The sequence below is a fragment of the Terrabacter carboxydivorans genome (assembly GCF_039532035.1).
Classification (GTDB): Bacteria; Actinomycetota; Actinomycetes; order Actinomycetales; family Dermatophilaceae; genus Terrabacter; species Terrabacter carboxydivorans.
This window is the reverse complement of the sequence record NZ_BAAARE010000015.1, coordinates 92,902-112,717: the sequence shown is the minus strand read 5'-3', so window position 1 is coordinate 112,717 and position 19,816 is coordinate 92,902. Positions and strand designations below refer to the sequence as shown.

The 19,816-nt window shown below is 71.3% G+C and carries 17 protein-coding genes; 11 read left to right on the top strand and 6 right to left on the bottom strand.

The window, feature by feature from the left end:
- Positions 1 to 35 precede the first annotated feature (35 nt).
- Both ABD297_RS16860 and ABD297_RS16855 read left to right on the top strand, forming a co-directional pair.
- Positions 36 to 1,088: an ABC transporter ATP-binding protein gene (locus ABD297_RS16860; RefSeq protein WP_344256205.1), complete on the top strand. Its 1,053-nt coding sequence runs from the start codon at positions 36 to 38 to the stop codon at positions 1,086 to 1,088.
- Complete coding sequence (locus ABD297_RS16855) at positions 1,085 to 2,122, top strand: ABC transporter ATP-binding protein (protein ID WP_344256204.1); 1,038 nt, start codon at positions 1,085 to 1,087, stop codon at positions 2,120 to 2,122. Before ABD297_RS16860 ends, ABD297_RS16855 begins: the two co-directional genes overlap by 4 nt.
- 19 nt (positions 2,123 to 2,141) lie before the next feature.
- Here the strand turns inward: ABD297_RS16855 and ABD297_RS16850 are convergent, their stop codons facing one another.
- From ABD297_RS16850 to ABD297_RS16840, 3 genes are all read right to left on the bottom strand, one after another.
- Positions 2,142 to 3,155 carry a hemolysin family protein gene (locus ABD297_RS16850; RefSeq protein ID WP_344256203.1) on the bottom strand — a complete coding sequence of 338 codons (1,014 nt, stop codon included), beginning with the start codon at positions 3,153 to 3,155 and terminating at the stop codon, positions 2,142 to 2,144.
- Positions 3,152 to 4,666 (bottom strand): hemolysin family protein, encoded by a 1,515-nt coding sequence (locus ABD297_RS16845; protein WP_344256202.1) that lies wholly within the window; start codon positions 4,664 to 4,666, stop codon positions 3,152 to 3,154. Before ABD297_RS16845 ends, ABD297_RS16850 begins: the two co-directional genes overlap by 4 nt.
- 158 nt (positions 4,667 to 4,824) lie before the next feature.
- Positions 4,825 to 5,133, bottom strand: a complete 309-nt coding sequence (locus tag ABD297_RS16840) for a 4a-hydroxytetrahydrobiopterin dehydratase (protein ID WP_344256201.1) — start codon at positions 5,131 to 5,133, stop codon at positions 4,825 to 4,827.
- 131 nt (positions 5,134 to 5,264) lie between these two features.
- On the opposite strand from ABD297_RS16840, the gene ABD297_RS16835 reads away from it, so the two are divergent.
- From ABD297_RS16835 to ABD297_RS16815, 5 genes are all read left to right on the top strand, one after another.
- Positions 5,265 to 5,744 carry a (deoxy)nucleoside triphosphate pyrophosphohydrolase gene (locus ABD297_RS16835; protein ID WP_344256200.1) on the top strand — a complete coding sequence of 160 codons (480 nt, stop codon included), beginning with the start codon at positions 5,265 to 5,267 and terminating at the stop codon, positions 5,742 to 5,744.
- Positions 5,745 to 5,810: 66 nt separating this feature from the next.
- Positions 5,811 to 7,709, top strand: a complete 1,899-nt coding sequence (gene typA, locus ABD297_RS16830) for a translational GTPase TypA (protein ID WP_344256199.1) — start codon at positions 5,811 to 5,813, stop codon at positions 7,707 to 7,709.
- Between the two features lie 7 nt (positions 7,710 to 7,716).
- Entirely contained in the window at positions 7,717 to 9,501 is a 1,785-nt protein-coding gene (locus tag ABD297_RS16825) for an ABC transporter substrate-binding protein (RefSeq protein ID WP_344256198.1), read from the top strand.
- Positions 9,502 to 9,552: 51 nt separating this feature from the next.
- A complete protein-coding gene (mshB, locus tag ABD297_RS16820) occupies positions 9,553 to 10,485 on the top strand; it encodes an N-acetyl-1-D-myo-inositol-2-amino-2-deoxy-alpha-D-glucopyranoside deacetylase (protein WP_344256197.1) in 933 nt (310 codons plus the stop codon).
- 141 nt (positions 10,486 to 10,626) lie between these two features.
- The gene (locus tag ABD297_RS16815) at positions 10,627 to 12,354 is read left to right on the top strand and encodes a VanW family protein (protein WP_344256196.1); all 1,728 of its coding nucleotides are present in this window, start codon (positions 10,627 to 10,629) and stop codon (positions 12,352 to 12,354) included.
- A gap of 61 nt (positions 12,355 to 12,415) precedes the next feature.
- Here the strand turns inward: ABD297_RS16815 and ABD297_RS16810 are convergent, their stop codons facing one another.
- The gene (locus tag ABD297_RS16810; RefSeq protein ID WP_344256195.1) at positions 12,416 to 13,549 is read right to left on the bottom strand and encodes a GNAT family N-acetyltransferase; all 1,134 of its coding nucleotides are present in this window, start codon (positions 13,547 to 13,549) and stop codon (positions 12,416 to 12,418) included.
- 65 nt (positions 13,550 to 13,614) lie between these two features.
- Here ABD297_RS16810 and fdxA point away from each other — a divergent pair, with 65 nt between their 5' ends.
- From fdxA to ABD297_RS16795, 3 genes are all read left to right on the top strand, one after another.
- On the top strand, positions 13,615 to 13,941 hold the full coding sequence (fdxA, locus tag ABD297_RS16805; protein WP_020143133.1) for a ferredoxin: 327 nt from the start codon (positions 13,615 to 13,617) through the stop codon (positions 13,939 to 13,941).
- Positions 13,938 to 15,080: a succinyldiaminopimelate transaminase gene (gene dapC / locus ABD297_RS16800; RefSeq protein ID WP_344256194.1), complete on the top strand. Its 1,143-nt coding sequence runs from the start codon at positions 13,938 to 13,940 to the stop codon at positions 15,078 to 15,080. Before fdxA ends, dapC begins: the two co-directional genes overlap by 4 nt.
- A gap of 145 nt (positions 15,081 to 15,225) precedes the next feature.
- The gene (locus ABD297_RS16795; protein WP_344256193.1) at positions 15,226 to 16,506 is read left to right on the top strand and encodes a citrate synthase; all 1,281 of its coding nucleotides are present in this window, start codon (positions 15,226 to 15,228) and stop codon (positions 16,504 to 16,506) included.
- 205 nt (positions 16,507 to 16,711) lie between these two features.
- Here ABD297_RS16795 and ABD297_RS16790 read toward each other — a convergent pair whose 3' ends face one another.
- Both ABD297_RS16790 and dapD read right to left on the bottom strand, forming a co-directional pair.
- Entirely contained in the window at positions 16,712 to 17,584 is an 873-nt protein-coding gene (locus ABD297_RS16790; RefSeq protein ID WP_344256192.1) for a hypothetical protein, read from the bottom strand.
- 57 nt (positions 17,585 to 17,641) lie between these two features.
- Complete coding sequence (dapD, locus tag ABD297_RS16785) at positions 17,642 to 18,574, bottom strand: 2,3,4,5-tetrahydropyridine-2,6-dicarboxylate N-succinyltransferase (protein ID WP_344256191.1); 933 nt, start codon at positions 18,572 to 18,574, stop codon at positions 17,642 to 17,644.
- A gap of 123 nt (positions 18,575 to 18,697) precedes the next feature.
- On the opposite strand from dapD, the gene dapE reads away from it, so the two are divergent.
- Entirely contained in the window at positions 18,698 to 19,798 is a 1,101-nt protein-coding gene (gene dapE / locus ABD297_RS16780) for a succinyl-diaminopimelate desuccinylase (protein WP_344256190.1), read from the top strand.
- Positions 19,799 to 19,816 lie beyond the last annotated feature (18 nt).

Below are 19,816 nucleotides of genomic sequence, written 5' to 3'. Positions count from 1 at the left end.
GCACCGCCGCTGCACCATCAAGGATTGGACAACGCATGAGCACGTGGGTGCCCACGGAGGGGACGAGCGACGCACTGCTCTCCGTTCGCGACCTCAAGGTGACCTTCCCGACCGAGGACGGACTCGTCAAGGCCGTCAACGGCCTCACCTTCGACCTGAACGCCGGTGAGACCCTCGGCATCGTGGGCGAGTCCGGGTCGGGCAAGTCCGTGACGAGCCAGGCCATCATGGGCCTGCACCGGGGAACGCGCGCCAAGGTCGAGGGGAGCATCGGCTTCGACGGCAAGGACCTGCTCAAGCTCGAGGACGAAGAGCTGCGGGTCATGCGCGGGCGCGACATCGCCATGATCTTCCAGGACCCGCTCTCGGCCCTGCACCCGTACTACACGGTGGGCAACCAGATCATCGAGGCCTACAAGGTCCACCACGGGTCGGCCTCGAAGTCCGCGGCGCGTGCGCACGTCATCGACATGCTCGAGCGGGTCGGGATCCCCAACCCGCAGAAGCGCATCGACCAGTACCCGCACGAGTTCTCGGGCGGCATGCGCCAGCGCGCGATGATCGCGATGGCGCTTGTCAACAGCCCGCGCCTCGTCATCGCCGACGAGCCGACGACGGCCCTCGACGTCACCGTGCAGGCCCAGATCCTCGACCTGCTGGTCGACCTGCAGAAGGACATCAACGCGGCGATCATCATCATCACCCACGACCTCGGGGTGGTGGCCGAGATGGCCGACAAGATCATGGTCATGTACGGCGGAAAGGCGGTCGAGGGCGGCACCGCCGACCAGACCTTCTACTCCCCGGAGCACCCCTACACCTGGGGCCTGCTGCAGTCGATGCCCCGCATCGACCGGGAGCGCCTGGACCGCCTCCGGCCGATCCCCGGCAACCCCCCCTCGCTCATCAGCCCCCCCTCGGGCTGTGCCTTCCACACCCGCTGCGCCTACCGCGACGACGAGAACCTCGGGTGCTCGACCATCGTTCCCGAGTTCGACGTGCACGACTGGCACCCCGTCCGGTGCCTCATCCCGGCACCGAAGCGCAAGGCGATCTTTGACACGGAGATTAGGACGCCCTCATCGTGACCACCACCCACCCTGAGTCCGACGTGATCCTCGAGGTCAAGGACCTCCAGAAGCACTTCCCGACGCGCACCTCGGGCATCATCCGGCGAGCGTCCGACCCGGTCAAGGCCGTCGACGGCATCTCCTTCACGGTCAACCGCGGTGAGACCCTCGGCCTCGTGGGCGAGTCCGGCTGTGGCAAGTCCACGGCCGGGCGCACGATGCTGCAGCTGCTCGCGCCCACGGGCGGCACGATCCACTACAACGGCCGCGACATCACGGGCGTCCACGGCAACGACCTGCGCAAGCTGCGGACCGAGATGCAGATGGTCTTCCAGGACCCCTACGGCTCGCTCAACCCGCGCCAGACCATCGGCACGATCGTTGCCGCGCCGTTCGACATCCAGGGGATCACCCCTGAGGGCGGCGTCAAGGCCGAGGTCCAGAGCCTCATGGAGCGCGTGGGCCTCAATCCGGAGCACTACAACCGCTACCCGCACGAGTTCTCCGGCGGCCAGCGTCAACGCATCGGCATCGCCCGGGCCGTGGCCCTGCGTCCCAAGCTCATCGTCTGCGACGAGCCGGTCTCGGCTCTCGACGTGTCGATCCAGGCGCAGGTCGTCAACCTGCTCGAGGACCTCCAGACCGAGTACGACCTGACCTACGTCTTCGTCGCCCACGACCTGTCCGTCATCCGCCACATCAGCGACCGGGTGGCGGTGATGTACCTCGGCAAGTTCATGGAGGTCGCCGACCGGGACGAGCTCTACGCCAACCCGCTCCACCCCTACACGCAGGCCCTGCTGTCGGCCGTGCCGATCCCGGACCCCCGCAAGGAGAACAAGCGCGAGCGGATCCTGCTCAAGGGCGACCTGCCCTCTCCCATCAACCCGCCCTCGGGCTGCGTCTTCCACACCCGCTGCCCGCGCTTCCGTGAGGAGCTGGGCGAGTCCGAGCGCAAGCGGTGCACCACGGAGATCCCACTCGTGCAGAAGATCGGCAACCACGAGGTCGCCTGCCACTTCGCCGGACCGGCCAAGATCGACGTGCTCTAGGCCGGCCGACGGTCGCGGCTCAGCCGTCCGTCTCGTCGTCGAACTGACCCAGGACCCGCTCCAGCAGGTCCTCCATGGTCACGAGCCCGACCGGCCCGGACGGCCCGTCGACGAGGACGAGCTGCGCCTGCTGGGCCCGCATGGTCGACACGGCGTCGAGCAGGGAGAGCTCGGCGTCGACGTGGACCGCGGGGGTCGTGACGGTCGTGACCGGCTGGCCTGGCGCGGCTCGCACGATGTCGCGCACGTGCACCACCCCCACGGGGAGGTCGCCCTCGAGGACGACCAGCCGTGAGCGTCCCGTGTCACGAGAGACGACTTCCGCCTCCGCGCACGACGCGGTCGTGGTGACGGCGACGAACCGCTCGCGCGGCACGACGACGTCACGAAGCGGCGTCGTGTCGAGGTCGATGGCTCCCGCGAGCACCCGGTGCTCCGGCTCGGCGAGCATGCCGTGGTCCTTCGAGCTGGCGATGAGCAGCTGGAGCTCCTTGGGCCCGTGGACCTGGCCGAGCTCGTCCTGAGGGGTGACGCCGACGAGGCGCAGACAGCCGTTGGCCATGGCGTTGAGCAGGCTGAGCGCCGGCCGCATGACCCACGCGAAACCGCGGAACGGCAGGGCCAGCAGCACCGCCGAGCGCTCGGGGTGGGCGATGGCCCAGGACTTCGGGGCCATCTCGCCGACGACCATGTGCAGGAAGACGACGATCCCGACGGCCAGGACGACCGAGACGACGTATGCCGCCGCGTCGGGGACGCGCACGAAGGTGAACACAGGGGTGAGCAGCTCGGCCACGGCGGGCTTGGCCAGCGAGCCGAGGCCGAGGGTGCACAGGGTGATGCCGAGCTGCGCGCCGGCCAGCATGAGCGAGAGCTCGCGGCTGCCGCGCACCGCCGCACGGGCCGCGACGCTGCCGCGCTCGGCCAGGACCTCGAGCCGGTGCCGCTTGCTGGCGACGAGGGCGAACTCCGCGGCGACGAAGAACGCGTTGAGGACGAGGAGCAGGAGCGAGATGAGCAGGGCGGTGGTCATCGACCGGCCTCCGTCGTGGCGTCGGTGTCGGCAGGGTCGGTGTCGGCAGGGTCGGGCTCTCGGTCGGAGCCGAGCGACTCGAGGTCGGACATGAGGTCCAGCACCTCGATGCGCACCGACGACGGCACGTGCCGCTCGACGGCCTCGACCGTGAGGCGCACCGACACCGGCAGGTGGCGGCTCTCGGGCTCGGGGTGGTCCTCCCGAGACTCGACGGGTTCGTCTGCGGCAGAGGGGGACTCGCCGTCGATGAGGCGCTCGAGAGCGACCTCCCGACGGGCCTGCAGGAGGACCTCGTCGCCGACGACCGCGGTGCGCCCGAGGTCCTCGAGCATCAGTCCGCTGATCGTGGAGTACTCGTCGCTGCTCGTGAGGTGCAGGTCGGTGGCCGTGTCGAGCTCGTCGATCCGCAGGTGTCCCGGGACGCGCCAGGTGTCGGGCGCGGTCTCGACGACACCGGGCTCGGGCACGTCGTCCTCGTCGAGGATCTCGCCGACGACCTCCTCGGCGATGTCCTCGAAGGTGACGATGCCGGCGAAGCCGCCGTGCTCGTCGACGACGACCGCGAGCTGGCGGTGGTCGGCCCGGATCTGCTCGAGCACGCGGGGGAGCGGTGCGCTCGTCGGCACGACGGTGGCCTCGGACACCACGGTGCCGACGGGCGTGGTCGCACGAGCCTCGAGCGGGGTGGCGAGCACCTCGGCGAGGCCGGCCACGCCCACGATGTCGTCGCCGTCGCGGCCCGTCACCGGGAAGCGCGACCACCCGGTGTCGAGCAGGTCGACGAGGTCGGCGACCGTGGCGTCGGCGTGCACCGTCGTGACGCGCACGCGCGGCGTCATGACGTCGCCGGCGTCGAGCTCGCGGAAGCGCAGGCCGCCCTCGAGCACGTCGGACAGGTCGTCGTCGAGCAGGCCGCCGGCGTGCGACTCGTCGATGATGCGGGTGAGGTCCTCGGCGGTCGCGCCCTGCTCGAGCTCCTCGACCGGCTCGATGCCGACCTTGCGCAGCAGGGTCGTCGACGCGCGGTCGAAGAGGCGCACGACGGGTCCGGCGAGCCGCAGGTAGAGCAGGGTGGACCGGCTCAGCGACCGGGCCAGCGGCACGGTGCGGGCAATGGCGAGGTTCTTCGGGGCCAGCTCGCCGAAGACCATCTGGACGACGGTGGAGAAGACGAGGACGGCGGTGACCGACAGGCTGAGGCGGGCGGCATACGACATCGAGGGGTCGAGCAGCCCGGCGATGCCGGCACCGACGAGCGGCTCGGAGACGTAGCCGACGAGCAGGGCGGTCACGGTGATGCCGAACTGGGCGGCCGACAGCGTGAAGGACAGCTGGGAGGTGACGCGCAGGGCGCGCTCGGCAGCGGCGTCACCGCTGGCGGCAAGCTGCTTGAGGGCGTTGCGGTCGACCGCGACATACGCGAACTCCTGGGCCACGAAGTAGCCCGTCGCGGCCGTCAGGGCCAGGATCAGGACGATGCCCAGGACGATGCCCAGGACGGTGCTCATGCGATCACCACCCGAGCGAGCGAGTGGTGGGTCAGGGTCGGCCGGACCGGGTCCGGCCAGGGACTATGGCCCTCCCGGGACTCGGCGCGCGAGTCGGAGCGTGAGTGGGATCGCATGAGGCAATCCTAAGTTACGCGACCACCCCGTCCGGCTCGGCGTCAGGTGGTCGCCACGGCGCCGCGCCGCGCGGCCTCCTGGCTGATCTGGTGCGCGAGCTCGACGTCGAGCTGGGTCAGGCCACCCTCGGAGTGCGTCGACAGCGCGAACGAGACCGTGCGCCAGCGGATGTCGATGTCGGGGTGGTGGTCCATCGTCTCCGCCGCGGCCCCCACCTCCTGCACGAGCGCGATCCCCGTGAGGAACGCGGGTGCCTCGAACGAGGCCCGCAGGGTGTCGCCGTCACGCGTCCAGTCGGGCAGGTCGCCCAGCTGGCGCTCGATCTCCTCGTCGGTCAGCCGTCGTGTCATGCAGTCCAGTAAACGCCCATGCGGCGGCGGGCGGGGGCGCTCCCACCGGCGGGAGCGGCTCCTGCCCGTAGCCCACCGGACGCCCGGGAGACCCCCGTCGGTCGTCCGGCTGTGGCACCATCGGTGGCGCCATGAGCAGCCCAGCCCCCATCCCGCACCCGGTGCGCCTCGTCGTCGGGGCCGCCGTCGTCGACGACCTGGAGCGCCCGACCCGCCTGCTGTCGGCCCGTCGCACCGAGCCGTCCGCCCTCGCCGGCGGCTGGGAGCTGCCGGGTGGCAAGGTCGACGACGGTGAGTCGCCGCTCTTCGCCCTGCACCGGGAGCTGCGCGAGGAGCTCGGCGTCACCGTGCGCCTCGGGCCGCACGTGCCGGGTCCGCAGCCGGGCTCCACCTGGCCGCTCGGCGACCGTTACGAGATGCTGGTGTGGCTCGCCGAGGTCGTCGAGGGCACACCGGAGCCGATCGAGGACCACGACGAGCTGCGCTGGCTCGGGCTCGACGAGCTGGGCTCGGTCGGGTGGCTGCCCGCAGACCTGCCGATCGTCGAGACGCTCGAGTCGATGTTGCGGGACCGTCCCGGCACGCACCCTGGCCCCGAGCGCCACGCCTGACCTCACCGCACGACCCCACGACGACGTGGTCCGAACCACCCTCAAAACCCTGAGAGACTGTTCCTCATGCCCATGAAGACCCGCGCGGACATCCGCAACGTCGCCATCGTCGCCCACGTCGACCACGGCAAGACCACCCTCGTCGACAAGATGCTCTGGCAGTCCGGCGCGTTCGGCGAGCACCAGCACGTCGACGAGCGCGCGATGGACTCCGGTGACCTCGAGCGCGAGAAGGGCATCACGATCCTCGCGAAGAACACCGCGGTGCACTACACGGGCAAGGCCGCCCAGGACCGCGGCCTCACCGACGGCGTCACCATCAACATCATCGACACCCCCGGCCACGCCGACTTCGGTGGCGAGGTCGAGCGCGGCCTGTCGATGGTCGACGGCGTCGTGCTCCTCGTCGACGCCTCCGAGGGCCCGCTGCCCCAGACCCGCTTCGTGCTGCGCAAGGCGCTCGCCGCGAAGATGCCGGTCATCCTCTGCATCAACAAGGTCGACCGTCCCGACTCGCGCATCGCCGAGGTCGTCGACGAGGCCTACGAGCTGTTCATGGACCTCGACGCGACCGAGGAGCAGATAGACTTCCCGATCGTCTACGCCTCGGCCAAGGCCGGTCGTGCCTCGACCGAGCGCCCCGACAACGGTGGCCTCCCGGTCGGCGAGGACCTCGAGGCCCTCTTCGAGACCATCCTCGAGACCATCCCCGCGCCGACCTACGACGACGAGGCGCCCCTCCAGGCCCACGTCACCAACCTCGACGCCTCCAACTTCCTCGGCCGCCTCGCCCTGCTCCGTGTCTTCAACGGCACGATCAAGAAGGGCCAGCAGGTCATGTGGTGCCGTCACGACGGCTCGCAGCAGCGCGTCAAGATCACCGAGCTGCTCATGACCGAGGCCCTCGAGCGCAAGCCCGCCGAGGAGGCGCGCCCCGGCGACATCATCGCCGTGGCCGGCATCCCCGACATCACCATCGGCGAGACCCTCGCCGACCCCGAGAACCCGATCCCGCTGCCGCTCATCACGGTCGACGAGCCGGCCATCTCGATGACGATCGGCACCAACACGAGCCCGATGGTCGGCCAGGTCCGCGGCTCCAAGGTCACGGCCCGCATGGTCAAGGACCGCCTCGACAAGGAGCTCATCGGCAACGTGTCGCTGCGCATCCTCAACACGGAGCGCCCCGACGCGTGGGAGGTCCAGGGCCGAGGCGAGCTCGCGCTCGCCATCCTCGTCGAGCAGATGCGCCGCGAAGGCTACGAGCTGACCGTGGGCAAGCCCCAGGTCGTCACGCGCGAGGTCGACGGCAAGGTCCACGAGCCCGTCGAGCGCCTCACGATCGACACCCCCGAGGAGTTCCTCGGCGCGATCACCCAGATCATGGCCGCCCGCAAGGGCCGCATGGAGCAGATGACCAACCACGGCACCGGCTGGATCCGCATGGAGTTCCTCGTGCCGAGCCGTGGCCTCATCGGCTTCCGCACCGAGTTCCTCACCGAGACCCGCGGCACGGGCATCGCCCACCACGTCTTCGAGGACTACGAGCCGTGGTTCGGCGCCATCACGACCCGCACGAGCGGCTCGCTCGTCTCGGACCGCAAGGGCGTCGTCACCTCCTACGCCATGGTCAACCTCCAGGAGCGCGGCACGCTCTTCGTCGACCCGACCACCGAGGTCTACGAGGGCATGATCGTCGGCGAGAACTCGCGCGCGGACGACATGGACGTCAACATCACCAAGGAGAAGAAGCTCACCAACGTGCGCGCCTCCTCCTCGGACAACTTCGAGAAGATCGTGCCGCCGCGCAAGCTCAGCCTCGAGCAGAGCCTCGAGTTCTGCCGCGAGGACGAGTGCGTCGAGGTGACGCCCGAGTCGGTCCGCATCCGCAAGGTCGTCCTCGACGCCGGCGAGCGCGCCCGAACGGCGTCCCGCGCGCGTTCGGCGGCGAAGGCCGAAGGCTGACCGACCGGTGCCGGTCGGAGGTCGCGGCGTGGTGCGTGGGCTGACGAGGTCGCTCGCTGCCGCGGTCGGGGCTGCCATCCTGGCAGCCACCGCTGCGGCGTGCACGGGCTCGAGCGAGCCCGCGAGCACCCAGGCCGCGCTGGGCTCTGCCCCGTCGGCGTCGACGGGGCAGCCCCAGCGGGGCGGCGCCCTGCAGGTGCTCGTCGCCGGGACGATCGCCACGTGGGACCCCCAGCTGATGTACGTCGGCCCTGAGGCGTTCTTCGCCCAGCGGACCTTCGCGCGCGGCCTGACGGCATACGGCACGGGCGACCACCAGCGCGACGTCCAGGCCGACCTCGCCACCACCACCGGCACGCCGAGCGACGGGGCCCGCACGTGGTCCTTCACGCTCCGTCCGGGGGTCACGTGGCAGGACGGCTCGCCGATCACGTGCGACGACGTGCGGCACGGCGTGGCGCGCACCTTCGACCGGCGCACCCACATCGGCGGCACCAACTACGCCAGCTTCCTGCTCGACATCCCGACGCAGGTGACGCCGGAGGGCCTCGAGAAGCCCGTCTACTCCGGGCCGGGCGACACCGCGCACCAGGCGGACTTCGAGCGGGCCGTGTCGTGCAAGGGGTCGACGATCACCTTCCGGCTGCGTGACTCCGAGCCCGACTTCCCGCACATCGTGGCCCTTCCGGAGTTCGCGCCGCGCAAGGCCTCTTCCGACACGAAGAGCGACAAGGCGTCGTATGCCGTCATGTCGAGCGGGCCCTACCGGCTCAAGGGCCCGTGGGTGGTCGGGCAGGGGGGCACCTTCGTGCGCAACGAGCACTGGGACCCGCGCACCGACCCCATCCGCCGCGCCTGCCCCGACGAGATCCAGGTGACCTCGGGGCTCGGTGAGCAGACCGTCATCCAGCGGCTGCTCAACCAGCAGGACGACGACGCGTATGCCGTGTCGTGGGTGCAGGCGAGCCCCACCCTGCGCAACCAGGCCGGCACGGGCCTCCAGGCGCGCCTGACCTTCCCCTACACGGGCAACGTCGACTACCTCGCCCTCAACATGCGCAGCAAGGTGATCTCGGACCCGGCCGTGCGCAAGGCCCTGGCCCTGTCGACGAACCGGGCGACGTACGTCACCGCCACCGGCGGTGAGGGGGCCGGCACGCCGACGTGGTCGATCCTGTCTCCGACCGTCGACCCCGAGTCGGTGAACCCGCCCCCGGGCGCCGGTGTCGAGGGCGACCCGGAGGGCGCGCGCCGCGTGCTGCAGCAGGCCGGCGTCAAGCTGCCCGTGCCCCTGCGCGTCGTCTACGCCCGCTCGGTGCTCGGTGACAAGGCCTACGCCGCGCTGGCGGCCGGCTGGGAGCGTGCCGGCTTCCAGGTCGACCTCACCGGGGTCCCGGCCGAGAAGTACTACGAGACGATCGAGAAGCCGTCGTCGGTCTCCTCCTTCGACGTCTTCCGCGGGGTGTGGACCCCGGACTGGCCGTCCGCGGGCGGGGTTCTGCCGGCGCTGTTCGACTCGCGCATCAACATCGACTCGACCGGGCCGGGACAGGACGTCGGCTACTTCAACAGCTCCGCCGTCAACGCCCTCATCGACAAGGCCGACGTGACGCCCGACGCCCGCGCTCGCGCCAAGGTGTGGGAGCAGGCCGACCGGACGCTGCGCGACGAGGGCGGCTACATCGCGCTCTCGGCGACCAAGGCGCTCTACCTGCACGGTTCCGGCGTCCGGTTCTACGAGGACCACGCCGTCGGTGGGATCGTCGACCTCGCCACGGTGGCCGTCCGGTGACGCCGGGCCTCCGCCGACCCCGCTGACCCGCTGACCCGAGAGGTGCCCACCGTGTCGCGACTGCTCTTCGTCCACGCCCACCCCGACGACGAGACGCTGACGTGCGGGATCGCCATGGCCCACCACGTCGCGCGCGGCGACGAGGTGCACGTGCTGACGTGCACGCTGGGGGAGGAGGGCGAGGTCATCCCGCCCGGTCTCGCGCACCTGGAGGGCGACCCCGACGACAGGCTCGGCCCCCACCGGCACGGTGAGCTGACGCAGGCGCTCGAGCGCATCGGCGCCGTCATGCACTTGCTCGGCGCCGACGACGCCGCAGGGCGGCTCTCGCTCTACCGCGACTCCGGCATGGCGGGCTCGGCCGCCGCGGCCCACCCCCACGCCTTCGCCGCGGCCGACCTCGACGTGGCCGGCGCCCTCGTCGCCGACGTGGTGCGCGAGGTGCGCCCTGACGTCGTGGTCACCTACGACGACCACGGCGGCTACGGTCACCCCGACCACATCCAGACGCACCGCGTGACGCGCCGCGCCCTCGAGCTGCTCGGCCCCGCCGACCGCCCCGCGCGCGTCTACGAGATCCTCACGCCCGCGGGGTGGGCGCGCGAGGACCGGCAGTGGCTGCGCGCGGCTGACCCCGCGCTGCTCGACACGTCCGCGTGGTGGAGCCAGCAGGACCTCGGAACAGGCTCGCCCGAGGCGCCGCGCCTCGTCGTGCCCGACCTCGTCCACCCGTTCCCGCCGTCCGTCGTCGATGACGCCCTCGTGACGCACGCCGTCGTTGACGAGGCGGCCCGCGCGACACAGAACGACGCCCTGCGCGCGCACGCGACCCAGGTCATCGTGGCGAGCGAGGACGTCCACGCCCTCTCCAACCTCGTGGCGGCGCGGACGACGGGTCGCGAGGGCTTCCGTCGGGTCGACCCCCTGACCTGGGAGACGGTCGGGGACGCGGTCGAGCCGGGCGAGGCTGGCCTGCTCGGCTGAGGCGCCTCCCCGCGAGAGCGGAGCCGTGAAGGGGAGCGGGGCGACCGCCCGACGTGTGCCGGGTGACGGCGCTGCCTCGCGGGTTTGGCGGCCGTCCGGGGTTACCTTCGTGCCACTCGATGTCCCCTGCCCGGAGAGCTCATGGCCGACGACTGGTACGACGACACGCGGCGCGAGCGACGCTCCACCGCCCTGCGCCTGCTCGTGGCGGCGATCGTCCTCGGCGGCGGCTACACCGGCCTGTGCCTGTGGTCCTCGGAGCACGTCCCCGCCTCGGTGTCTGTCGGCGGCATCCAGGTCGGAGGCATGACCCCGACCTCGGCGCGTGCGGCCATCGAGGCCGGGTCGCGCACCCTCCTCGCCACCCCCATCTCCCTCAGCGTCCCGGGTCGGGACGAGCCGGTCCCGGTGGTGCCGCGCGAGGCCGGGCTGGCCGTCGACGCCGACCGCTCGCTCGACGGGCTGACCGGCCTCACGCTCGACCCCCGCGTGGTCTGGGACCGGCTCACGGGCTCGGTGCGGGCTCCGCTGCTGACGAGCGTCGACGACGACGCCCTGACCGCCTACGTCGGCCGGATCGCCCCCACGGTCGCGGTCGCGCCGGTCGAGGGCCGGGTCACCTTCCCCGGCGGCTCCGTGGCCGTCGACATGCCGGTCCCGGGCCACGAGCTCGACGTGGCCGGCACCAAGCTGGCGCTCCGCAGGGCCTTCCCCGACTCCACGCAGGCCACCGCCGTCGTGCGCGAGACCCCGCCCCTCGTGAGCGCCGACGCGGTCGAGGCGATGGCCTCGGACTTCGGGAGCACGGCGATGTCCGAGCCGCTGACGCTGGTGTCCGGCACGACCCGGGCCCGGCTCGACCCGTCGGAGTTCGCCCCCACCGTCTCCGTCGTCGCCGACGCCTCCGGCACCCTCACGCCCCGGTTCGACGAGACGGCGCTCGCGCGCCTGGTCGCCAGCAAGGTCAAGGTGACGACGCGCGCGGCGAGCAGCGCCCGCTGGGAGTTCGAGGCCGACAACGGCAAGCCCCGCCTCGTGCCGTCGGTCGACGGCCTGACGGTCGACGAGAACGCGCTGGCCGCCCGGGCCGTGACCGCCATCTCGGGCGCCGACCGCACCGTCGACGTCAGCCCGGCCAAGGCCAGCCCGCCATTCACGACCGAGGACGCCCAGAAGGCGGGGGTCAACGAGCTCGTCGCCGACTTCAGCTCACCGTTCCCGACGAACGACCCGACGCGCACCAACAACCTCGTCGTCGCCGCGAAGCACCTGAACGGCACCTACGTCCCACCGGGAGGGACGTTCAGCCTCAACGCCATCCTCGGCGAACGCACCGAGGACAAGGGGTATGCCGACGGCACCGTCATCATCGACGGGCGCCTGACCCGTGGCACCGGGGGAGGCATCAGCCAGGTCTCGACGGTCGTCTACAACCTGGCCTACTTCTCGGGCGTCGACTTCCTCCAGTTCAGCCCGCACGCGTTCTACATCCCGCGCTACCCGGAGGGTCGCGAGGCGACCGTCTACTGGCCCACCATCGACAACAAGTGGAAGAACGACACCCCCTACGGGATGCTCCTTCAGACCTGGGTCGAGGGCGGCAACGTGCACGGCCGCGTGTGGAGCACGAAGACGTGGGACGTCACATCGGTCAAGGGCCCACGGCGAAACATCGTGCCTCCCAGGACGATCCGCAACGACACCCTGAAGTGCTATCCGCAGCAGCCCAACCCGGGGTTCGACGTGACGGTCACCAGACAGTGGCGACGTCCCGGTTCGACCGACCTGGTGCGCAGCGAGCCCGTGACGACGCACTACGTCCCCGAGGACCACATCATCTGCACCAACCCGCGCGCGACGCCGCCCTGACGCGCGGGCGCCGATGCCCCGCGGGCGCTCCGGCGGAGCCGACGCGAGCGCCGTCGACGCCTCAGGCGGTCGGGCGGCTGAGGTAGGTGTACTCGTGGTGCACGCCGAAGCCGAGCTCCTGCCAGAAGGCGACCCCGTCGGTGTTGTCGGCGGAGACCTGCAGGTAGATGGCCGGCATGTTGTTCTCGCGCGCCACCATGGCCACCGCCGAGACGAGCGTGCTCGCGAGGCCCTCGCGGCGGTGGTCGGGGTGCACCCACAGGCCGAAGATGCCGGCCCAGCCCGGGTGGATGGCCATGCGCGCCAGGGCGATGATGCGGTGGCTCTGCGGGTCGGTCACCGACAGGAAGAGCTGGCCCTCGCTGCCCGTCAGGACGGCCTCGGTCGCACCCGGGACGATCGGGCGCTGCTCGGCGTAGGCCTGGAGCCAGTCCAGCTTGAGCTCGGCATCGGCCGTGACCGGGACCGACTCCTCGGTGAGCGGCGGGACGGCGGCGGACAGCCCGGTCATGATCAGCACCCGCTGCCAGTCGTCACGGCCACCGCCCACGATGTAACCGCGCTCGAGCAGGGCGGCCGCGACCGGGTCGGTCCCGACGTCGAACCCGCGCTCGCCGTGCACCTGGAAGACCGTCGGGCGGCCGCGGCCGTCGTACCACTTCTCGACGAAGTCGATCGCCTGGGGCAGGGGCAGGCTCGGGTCGCCGACGACGAGCGCGGAGTTGGCGCGTCCGGTGAATCCCTCCGAGGCGCGCAGCACCCAGTCCCCGAGGCCGCCGCGGTCGAGGGCCTGCCACCCCTTGGCCATGAGCTTCTCGAGGTCGTCGGCCGAGATCCGCTCGTGCGCGTGCCCGGGCCGGCTCGCCGGAGGCGGCACGTCCTTGGCGGCGATGACGTCGGCTCGGATCAGCTTGACCCGCTCGGTCTTCGTGTCGACCACGAGGAAGTCGTCGTCACGGGCGACGAGCTCGCCCAGGAAGTCGGTGGCACCCGCCTCGGCGCCCTCGGCCAGCCGGTAGCGCACGACGACGCGGCTGCCGACCGTCAGCGCCGCGCTGAGCCGGTGGCCGGGGGTGTCCGTGGCGCCCCGAGCGACGTGAGACGGACCGCCCTGCGAGCTCGTCCCGCGAGAGCCCTCGGTGCCCGCGTGCAGGTTGGTCTCATCCGTGGGGCCGTCGGTGGGCTCGCGGTTCATGTCCGGCATACTAGGCGGTGCAGCATCCGCTCCCGAACGCTCCACAGCAGGAGGTCCGCACCCCCATGACCTACGTCATCGCCCAGCCTTGCGTCGACCTGAAGGACCGTGCCTGCATCGAGGAGTGTCCGGTCGACTGCATCTACGAGGGCAAGCGGTCGCTCTACATCCACCCCGACGAGTGCGTCGACTGCGGTGCCTGTGAGCCTGTCTGCCCCGTGGAGGCGATCTACTACGAGGACGACGTCCCCGAGCAGTGGGCCGACTACTACAACGCCAACGTCGAGTTCTTCAACGACCTCGGCAGCCCCGGCGGCGCCGCCAAGCTCGGCGTCATCGACAAGGACCACCCGCTCATCGAGGCGCTCCCGCCGCAGGAACACGACGAGTGACCGTGCCCGTCGTGCCCGGCGCGTCCGTGCGTGGGCTCGACCTGCCGGACTTCCCGTGGGACTCGCTCGCGCCCTACAAGGCGCGAGCGGTCGCGCATCCGGACGGCATCGTCGACCTGTCGGTCGGCACCCCCGTCGACCCGACGCCCGAGGTCGTGCGCCGTGCCCTGGCCGATGCGGCCGACGCCCCGGGCTACCCCCTGACGGTCGGCACCGCCGACCTGCGCGCCGCGATCTGCGAGTGGTTCGAGCGCCGTCGCGGCGTCCCCGGCCTGACGCCGGACGCGGTGCTGCCGACCATCGGCAGCAAGGAGCTCGTCGCGTGGCTGCCCACGCTGCTCGGGCTGCGTGCCGGTGACGTCGTCGGCATCCCGGCCGTCGCGTACCCCACTTACGACATCGGGGCACGCATCGCCGGTGCCACGGCCGTCGTGGCCCAGTCGCTGACGAGCCTCGGCCCGCTGACGGCCGCCACGACGCCGAAGCTGTTGTGGCTCAACAGTCCCGGCAACCCCAACGGTCAGGTGCTCGGCGTCGACCACCTCCGCAAGGTCGTGTCGTGGGCGCGCCAGCACGGCGTCGTCGTCGCGAGCGACGAGTGCTACGCCGAGCTCGACTGGCGCGAGGGGCACGTCGGCACGTCCACCCCGAGCATCCTGCACCCCGACGTGTGCGGCGGCGACCACACGGGCCTGCTCGCGGTCTACTCCCTCTCCAAGCAGTCCAACCTCGCCGGCTACCGCGCGGCGTTCGTGGCCGGGGACCCCGCGATCATCGGGACGATCCTCGAGGTGCGCAAGCACGCCGGCATGATCATGCCCACACCCGTCCAGCACGCGATGGCGGTCGCCCTGCGCGACGACGCGCACGTGCAGACGCAGCGGACGGCATACGCCCGCAGGCGAGAGCTCCTCCTGGATGCGGTCACGCGTGCAGGGCTGCGCGTCGACCACTCCGAGGCGGGGCTCTACCTGTGGGCCACCCGCGGGGAGGACTGCTGGACAACGGTTTCCGAGCTCGCCGACCGCGGGATCCTCGTGGCGCCCGGTGCCTTCTACGGCGCCGCCGGGGCGCAGCACGTGCGGATCGCGCTGACGGCCACCGACGAGCGCATCGCCGCCGCCTGCTCCCGGCTCTGACGCCTCACGTCGACGCCTGCCACGCACGCCCTCGGGCGGTGGTATAGGGGTGGACCTGTTTTCTCAGCGGACCCGACGCTGGGGTAACGTCGCTCGCGGATACGTCCGGCGATCGTGGGCCGGAGTTACAGGAGGCGGAGGAACAGTGACGAAGGCAGTGGACGCGACACTCAGGGTCGCAGACAAGGAACTCACGTTCCCGGGAGTCGGCGCCGTCGAGGGCAACGACGGACTGGGGGTCGGGTCCTTGCTCAAGGAGACCGGCCTCGTCACCTACGACGTCGGGTTCGTCAACACCGCGTCGTGCAAGAGCGCGATCACCTACATCGACGGCGACGAGGGCGTGCTGCGCTACCGCGGCTACCCGATCGCCGAGCTGGCCGAGAAGTCGACGTTCGTCGAGGTCTCCTACCTGCTCATCTACGGCGAGCTCCCCACCCCCGAGGAGCTGACGCGCTTCGAGGACTCCATCCGTCGGCACACGATGCTGCACGAGGACCTCCGCGCCTTCTTCAACGGCTTCCCGCGTGACGCCCACCCGATGCCGGTGCTCAGCTCGGCCGTGTCGGCGCTCGGCACGTTCTACCAGGACAGCCTCGACCCCTTCGACCAGGAGCAGGTCGAGATCTCGACCGTGCGCCTGCTCGCCAAGCTGCCGACGATCGCGGCCATGGCGCACAAGAAGAGCGTCGGCCAGCCGTACATGTACCCCGACAACTCGCTGTCGTTCGTCGAGAACTTCCTGCGGATGACGTTCGGCTACCCCGTGGAGCCCTACGAGGTCGACCCGACCGTCGCCAAGGCCCTCGACCTGCTCTTCATCCTGCACGCCGACCACGAGCAGAACTGCTCGACCTCGACGGTGCGCCTCGTCGGCTCGGCCCACGCGAACCTCTTCAACTCGGTCTCGGCCGGCATCCACGCCCTGTCGGGCCCGCTGCACGGCGGCGCCAACCAGGCCGTCCTCGAGATGCTCGGCAAGCTCCACGAGTCGGGCGACGACCCGAAGAAGTTCATGGAGAAGGTCAAGAACAAGGAGGACGGTGTCCGCCTCATGGGCTTCGGGCACCGCGTCTACAAGAACTACGACCCGCGCGCGGCCATCATCAAGAAGGCCGCCGACGACATCCTCGAGAAGCTCGGCCAGAACGACCCGCTGCTCGAGATCGCCAAGGGCCTCGAGGAGATCGCGCTCGCCGACGACTACTTCGTCGAGCGACGCCTCTACCCGAACGTCGACTTCTACACCGGCCTCATCTACAAGGCCATGGGCTTCGAGTCGAAGATGTTCACGGTCCTCTTCGCCATCGGCCGCCTCCCGGGCTGGATCGCCCAGTGGCGCGAGATGATGACCGACCCCGAGACGAAGATCGGCCGCCCGCGCCAGATCTACACCGGCGAGGCCGAGCGCAGCTATCCCGCCTGAGCCACGCGCTCACCGGACCGCACGACGGCCCGTCCCGCACCAGCGGGGCGGGCCGTTCGCGTACCCCACGGTGGACGCGTGACCCGAGCGCGGGGTGGCCTTGTGCCGGATCGCCGTCTGCCGGGTGGTCGTGCTCCCCGGTGGCCCTGCGCAGGCGGGCCCGGTGTCGGGGAGGGCGTGCCCCGGGTGGTGTATGCCGGGTGGCTCAGCCGAGGTTGATCGTGACCGTCGTGCCGGCCACGCCCCGCGACCAGCCCTCGTCGCCGGCCGAGCGCAGCCAGGCGCGGTCGCCGATGCTGACCTTGGTGGCGCCGTAGATCTCCGCACGCGCGACGGCCCACTGGGCGACGGCCCACGCGGTGGTCGTGTCCCGCGCCGTGACGGTGAGGTAGCCGGAGCCGGGTCGAGCCGAGCTCACCCCCATCTGCTGGACGAGGTCGCTCGCGACGCGCTGCGGGCTGGCGCTCGACTTCACCGCGTCGAGGCGGCACGTGAGTCCCGCGGGGGAGTGGCCGGTCAGGGTCGAGGCGAGCACGCGGCCCTGCCCCTCGTGGTCACGGTAGGCCTCGGGGAAGCCGCTCTTCTGCACCTGCTGGGCGATCGTGGTGATGTCGGCCGTCTCGTAGCCCTTGAACTTCACGAGGGCGTCGTAGAAGGCGTTCGTCGCGTGGACGGGGTCGAGGATCTGCTCCGCCGTGCCCCACCCCTGGCTGGGCCGCTGCTGGAACAGGCCCAAGGAGTCACGGTCGCCGTAGCGCAGGTTGCGGATCTTCGACTCCTGGAACGCCGTGGTCAGCGCGATGGTCGCCGCCCGAGGCGGCAGGCCGCGCTTGACCGACAGCGCCGAGATGAGCGCTGCGTTGGCCGTCTGGTCCGGGTCGAAGGTCTCGGTGGTCCCGGCAGCCTGGATCGTGCACTGCGGGTTGACGACGCTCTGGATGAGGAAGCGCGCCCCGAACCACCCGGCGGTGCCGAGGACGGCGAGCACGAGCAGCACGGTCACCCACCGGCGACGGCGACGCGCCGGTGAGCGGCGCCGCGAGTCGGCAAGGGTCGGGCCCGGTCGTTTCGTCGGCATGGGGGTCTGGTCCTCGGGTGGTCCGGCTCTGTGCTGAACCGGGTCGGGCCGGTCAGGTCAGTCGTTGGCGTGGAGCGCGGCGTTCAGCGTGATGCCGGTTCCCTTGCGGTCGCGGGCCTCGACGGCACCGGTCACGCTGTTGCGGATGAAGAGCACGTTGCTCGAGCCCGACAGCTCCTTGGCCTTGACCACGGTGCCGTCGGGAAGCGTCACCTTCGTGCCCGCCGTCACGTAGAGCCCGGCCTCGACGACGCAGTCGTCGCCGAGCGCGATGCCGATGCCACCGTTGGCTCCGACGAGACAACGCTCGCCGATGCTGACGCGTTCCGTGCCACCGCCGGAGAGCGTGCCCATGATCGAGGCCCCGGCCCCGATGTCGGACCCGTCGCCGACGACGACGCCCTGCACGATGCGGCCCTCGACCATCGAGGTGCCGAGGGTGCCGGCGTTGAAGTTGCAGAAGCCCTCGTGCATGACGGTCGTGCCGGCCGAGAGGTGGGCGCCGAGCCGCACGCGGTCGGCGTCGGCGATGCGCACGCCCTGCGGCACGACGAAGTCGGTCATCCGCGGGAACTTGTCGACGCCGTAGACGGCCACGTGCTGGCCCCGGGCGCGCAGCCGCAGCCGGGTCTGCTCGAAGCCCTCGACCGGGCAGGCGCCGGCGCTCGTCCAGACGATGTTGGGCAGGGTGCCGAAGACGCCGTCGAGGTTGACGGTGTTCGGCCGGACGAGGCAGTGCGAGAGCAGGTGCAGGCGCAGGTAGGCGTCGGGCGCGTCCGCGGGGGCGGCGTCGAGGTCGATCTCGACGAGACGGACCTCGGTGCGGACCCGGCGCGCCTCGTCGGTCCCGACGAGCGCGTCCAGCCCCTCCGGCGCCGCGGCGTCCGCGGGGCGGTCACCGAGGGCGGGCTGCGGGAACCAGGTGTCGAGCACCTGCCCGTCGTCCGTGATCGTCGTCAGTCCGTGACCCCATGCGTTGCGCTCCGACATGGCCGCAAGGATATGGGGCGTCGGGGCCGGAGTGTGACGGCGACCCACGCCGCGGACGCCGCGCCGCGTCCGGCGCCCCCGCTGCCCTCCGCCGGGGCGGGGGCTGCGGATAACCTTCGGCGTATGCCGTCGACCTCCTCGTCCGCCGACCCGACCACCTCCGTCTCCCTCGACCTCTCGGCCGACGTGACGTCGCTGACGGCGGCCGTGTGCGACATCGAGTCGGTGAGCCGGGACGAGGCGGCACTGGCCGGAGCCATCGAGGCGGCCCTGCGGCCGCTCGCCCACCTCGAGGTCTCCCGCCACGGCAACACCGTCGTGGCGTGCACCTCCCTCGGCCGGGCGGAGCGCGTCGTGCTGGCCGGGCACATCGACACCGTCCCGCTGACCTCGGTGCCCAACCTGCCCACCCGGCACGTCGACGGCGAGCTCTGGGGCCGGGGCACGGTCGACATGAAGGGCGGCGTCGGCGTCATGCTGCGGATCGCGGCGGAGGTCGCCGAGCCCACCCGCGACCTCACCTTCCTCTTCTACGAGTGCGAGGAGATCGAGGGCCAGTACAACGGCCTGGCCATCCTCGCCGAGACCGACCCCGAGCTGCTCGCCGGCGACTTCGCCGTGCTGCTCGAGCCGACCAACGGCGCCATCGAGGGTGGCTGCAAGGGCACCCTCCGCGTCGAGATCGTCACCAAGGGCATTGCCTCCCACTCGGCCCGTCCGTGGAAGGGCCACAACGCGATCCACGACGCCGCGGCGGTGCTGTCACGCCTGACCGCCTACGAGGCCGAGACCATCACCGTCGACGGGCTCGACTACCACGAGGCGCTGCAGGCCGTCGGCATCAGCGGCGGCATCGCCGGCAACGTCGTCCCCGACCGCTGCACCGTCACGGTCAACTACCGCTACGCGCCCGACAAGGACACCGAGGAGGCGCTGGCCCACGTGCGCCGCGTCTTCGAGGGCTTCGACGTGACGCTCACCGACGCCGCCGACGGTGCGCGCCCGGGGCTGCACCTGCCCGCCGCCCAGGCCTTCATCGAGGCCCTCGGCGTCGAGGTCAACCCCAAGGAGGGCTGGACCGACGTCGCGCGCTTCTCGGCGCTCGGCATCCCGGCCGTCAACTACGGGCCCGGCGACCCCAACCTCGCGCACATGGACGACGAGCGCTGCCCCGTCCACCAGTACGTCGACGCCGAGGCCGCCCTGCTGCGCTGGCTCCGCTGACCGCGTTGCATAGGGTGA